This is a genomic window from Nocardia farcinica (assembly GCF_029867845.1).
Taxonomy (GTDB): domain Bacteria; phylum Actinomycetota; class Actinomycetes; order Mycobacteriales; family Mycobacteriaceae; genus Nocardia; species Nocardia farcinica_A.
In genome coordinates this window covers 1-3,833 of record NZ_JARWRU010000212.1, presented here as the reverse complement: position 1 = coordinate 3,833, position 3,833 = coordinate 1, and the positions used below count along the sequence as shown (strand labels likewise).

Sequence of the window (3,833 nt, the reverse complement as noted above, 5' to 3'; positions counted from 1 at the left end):
CCGCCGTCGCGGTCCACGCGCAGGATGCCCGCCCTGATCTGCTGGGCGGCCAGCCGGAACGCTCCGGCGACGATCACGCCGAGCGGGGCGGTCTGGCGCAGCGGGACGCCGGTCGTCGCGGCGTCGAGGGCGGCCAGCGTCTCCAGCCGCGGCTCCAGCGCGCAGGCGATCGCGTCGAGCGCGTCCGGGTCCACCGGGCCGCTCGCGCCTGCCGCCACCGCCAGGGCGCGCTCGATCCGCTCGGCGGGTGTGCCGATCGCCCGCACGGTCGGCGCGCCGGTAGCCGGATCCTCCAGCTCGAAACCGAGATCGACGGTGGGCGTGCGCCATTCGCCGTCGACGTAGTCGAGCACCTCGGGCAGCGAGATCTCCATCAGCGCGCCTCGGCGGGGGCTGGGGGCGCGGTCTCGGCGGGCACGGCGGCGGGGGCGGGATCGGCGGGCGCGGTGGTGAACAGCTCGTTGGCCTTGGCCTCGGTGACGATCCTGGCGACCTCGAGCATGCCGCGCTCGGCCGGGAAGGTCATCACCAGGCCCATGGCCAGATCCCGCAGCGCCCGCCCCGCCGGTCCCTGCATGGACGCCGCCGAGGTGCCGCCCGCCTTCAACGCGCCGAGCGCCACCTGGAAACAGGCCTCGGTCACCGAGCCCTTGCCCAGCCGCCACTGGGCGAACACGTCCTGCTTGGATTTGATCGGCGGCTCGGCCGTCTCGATGGCCAGCTGGTAGCGCAGCCACAGGTAGGCGGTCTGCAACTGCCTGGTCATCTCCCCGAACAGCAGTTGGTGCACCGGCGAGGAGGCCACCGGTTTGCCGGTGTCGGCGAAGGTCCTGGAGGTGGCCGCCGCCAGCGCCTCGTCGTAGACGTTCTGCGCGCAGCCGGTGTAGGCGGCGGCGATGGCGAGTTGATTGCCCACGAAGCTGCCCCGGCTCTGGCTGAGCATCTTCGGGAACGAGCCGGGCACCGTGAGCGCCTCGTCCTCGGGAATGAAGACGTTGTCCAGCCGGATGCCGTTGTTGGCGGTGGCGCGCATGCCGAGCCCGTTCCAGGGCGCGCGCGTGCTCACCCCCGGCGCGTCCCTCGGCACGAAGAAGGTGGCGATGCCCGCGGCGGTGTCGTAACCGTCCAGCTTGGCCGAGGTGAGGTAGTAGTCGGCCACGCCGGTGGCGCAACCGAAGGACTTCTCCCCGTCGAGGATCCAGCCGCCGTCCACCTTCGTCGCGGTGGTGGCGATGGTGATGTTGGCGGCTTCGGTCTTCACCGATTCGGAGGCGAAGTTGGCCAGCCACACGCCCTCGGCCATGCGGGTGAGCACCTTTTCGGCGAAGGCCGCGACCACCGGGACCTCGTCGGCCGCGAAGAGCCCGGCGTCGATGGCCTCCAGCGGCAGCAGGCCGCGGGAGGCGCTGGTGTTGTGGAAGAAATAGGACAGCGCCGTGGACGGGCAGGCCGTGCCCATCGCGTAGGTGGCGGCCGCGAGGTCGCGCAGTCCGCCGCCGAGGCCGCCGTACTTCTCCGGGACGATCAGCCCGAGCAGGCCCGCCTCGCGCAGCAGGGCCACGTGGCCCGCGGGGAAGGTGCCGGTGGCGTCGGCTTCGTCGGCCGCCGCGCGCAGGGCCGGTAGCACCGAATCCACTCGCTCGGTGCGCTCGCGTTCGGCCGCGGTCATGTCTTCGACGAGTCGTTCACCGATCATGGGAATGGCCCCCCGTCAGGAGAGTGGGATCCACGATGCTCCTCGTTTCCATAGTCGAAACATCGTCTCGCACAAGGTAACGCCCGGGGAGTGGGCCCGCAAGGGGAACGCGCTCGCCGCGGTGTTTCCCCTGGGGAAATCCTGTCCCCTACACTGGCAATCGTGTCCGTCACCGAATCCGAGAGCCCGAGCCGGTCGATCGCCGCCGTCGAGCGCGCGATGGACGTGCTGCTGCTGTTCGGCCGCTCCGGCCGCGCCGACCTGGGCGTCACGGAGATCGCCACCGAACTGGGCATCACCAAGGCCGCCGTGCACCGCATCCTCACCGCGCTGCGCAATCGCGACCTCATCGCGTTCGAGCCCTCCACCCGGCGCTACACCCTCGGTCACGCCGCGATCGCGCTCGGCCGCGCCTACATGGCGCGCACCGATCTGCGCATCATGGCCGCGCCGGAACTCCGCCGCCTCGGCGCGCGCACCGGCGAGACGGTCACACTGTCGATCCGGCGCGGCGACACCAGGATGTACGTCGATCAGGTCGTCCCCGACCAGGAGCTGCGGGTCGAGGTCACCCTCGGTGTGCCCTATCCGCTCTACGCGGGCAGTTCGTCCAAGGTCATCCTGGCCTGTCTGGAACCGGCCGAGATCGACGACTACCTGAGCAGGCAGGAGCTGGTGGCCTTCACCGACGCCACCATCACCGATCGGGCCGCGCTGCGCGCCGAACTGGCTGCCATCCGCGAGCGCGGGTACGCCCTCTCGGTCGGCGAGCGTCAGGTCGGCGCCGCCTCGCTGGCGGTTCCCGTCCTCGATCACGACGGCGGCGTCATGGCCGCCATCAGCGTGTGCGCCCCGCAGTCGCGCTTCGAGCCGAAGGCCGACGAGTTCGTTCCGCTGTTGCTCGAGGCGGGACGGGCCGTCTCCGCCCAGCTCGGCTACGCCGGCTGAGGCCACCGCGCCGCTTCCGCGGGTATCCGGCCGGTCTCCTCGTGCGGAAGATCGCATTTGCCGTGATTGTGCTGAAACGGCGATACGTCCGACGGACGCTCGTGTTCGCAACACCTCGCGTGAATGATCTCGACTGCCTGCGGCTACTCCGCGGATGTGCGTAAACTCTGCACAGCAGGCGTGATAGCGAAAAGCTCTTCGGCGCACCCGGGGGTAGGGGGTGCGGATATGGGCCGCCTCGATTCGGCCGGGGCGGGAAAACAGACAGGCGAGTGCCGGTAGCCACACGATTGCGGTGCTCTCTGTATCCGCGAAGGTGAGCGAGAGGGCGGGATGAACCGCGAAACAGCCGCAGTCCCCACCGACAACAGCAATCTGATACCGCTGTCGCGGGCGCAGTACAGCATGTGGCTGGCGGAGAACCTGCCCGGAAGGCCCGCCGTCAATATCGCCCACTACGTCGACATCGAGGGACCGCTCGATGTCGGCCTGCTCACCGAGGCCGTCAACATCGCGGGCCGGGAGACCGAGTCCCTGGTCGTGCGGGTGGTCGAGGTCGACGGCGTGCCCTATCAATACGTCGACCGCGAGATCACCTACACCGAGTCGATGCTCGACCTGCGCGACGAGCCGGATCCGTACGCGGCGGCCATGGAGTGGATGCGCCGCGAGCACAGCACCAGGGCGGTCGACCTGGCCCGCGACCGGCTGGCCGCGGGACGGGTCATCCGCATCGGCGAACAGCGCTACCTGTGGTACGCGCGGGCACACCACCTGGTGATCGACGGCTACGGCGCCTTCAACGTCATGAGCCGCGTCGTCCAGCACTACAACGCCCTGCTCGAGGGCGGGCAGCCGCCGCGGCTGGAGGCCGCCGACCTGCGCGAGATCGCCGAGACCGAACGCGCCTACCGGGAGAGCAAGCGCTTCGAGGCCGACCGGGCGTACTGGCGCGAACGGATCGCCGACCTGCCCGCCCCGCCGAGCCTGGCGGGCCGGGCCGCCCGCCACAGCGAGGTCGACCACGTGGCGGGCAGGCAACTGCCGCGTGAGCTGAGCGAACGGCTCGACCGGTTCGCCGCGGACCTGCACGCCTCGCCCGCCCAGGTGGTGGTCGCGGGGTTAGCCGCCATACACGGGCCGATTAACCGCCCCCCCCCCCGGGTGGTCTAGCAGCCCGGCACCCCGC

The 3,833-nt window shown here is 70.7% G+C and carries 3 protein-coding genes and 1 pseudogene; 2 read left to right on the top strand and 2 right to left on the bottom strand.

The window, feature by feature from the left end:
* Nucleotides 1-374, bottom strand: a pseudogene (locus QH283_RS04345) (aldehyde dehydrogenase family protein); the annotation flags it as partial.
* On the bottom strand, nucleotides 374-1,669 hold the full coding sequence (locus QH283_RS04340) for an acyl-CoA dehydrogenase family protein (protein ID WP_280501724.1): 1,296 nt from the start codon (nucleotides 1,667-1,669) through the stop codon (nucleotides 374-376). The pseudogene QH283_RS04345 and the gene QH283_RS04340, both read right to left, overlap by 1 nt.
* Before the next feature lie 189 nt (nucleotides 1,670-1,858).
* Here QH283_RS04340 and QH283_RS04335 point away from each other — a divergent pair, with 189 nt between their 5' ends.
* Nucleotides 1,859-2,644: an IclR family transcriptional regulator gene (locus QH283_RS04335; protein ID WP_280501723.1), complete on the top strand. Its 786-nt coding sequence runs from the start codon at nucleotides 1,859-1,861 to the stop codon at nucleotides 2,642-2,644.
* Between the two features lie 333 nt (nucleotides 2,645-2,977).
* Complete coding sequence (locus tag QH283_RS04330; protein WP_280501722.1) at nucleotides 2,978-3,817, top strand: condensation domain-containing protein; 840 nt, start codon at nucleotides 2,978-2,980, stop codon at nucleotides 3,815-3,817.
* The last annotated feature ends 16 nt before the right edge of the window (nucleotides 3,818-3,833 follow it).

Bases quoted from the DNA above. Each gene is read 5' to 3' on its own strand.
- QH283_RS04330 (WP_280501722.1), top strand. From the start codon at position 2,978: ATGAACCGCGAAACAGCCGCAGTCCCCACCGACAACAGCAATCTGATA.
- QH283_RS04340 (WP_280501724.1), bottom strand. From the start codon at position 1,669: ATGACCGCGGCCGAACGCGAGCGCACCGAGCGAGTGGATTCGGTGCTA.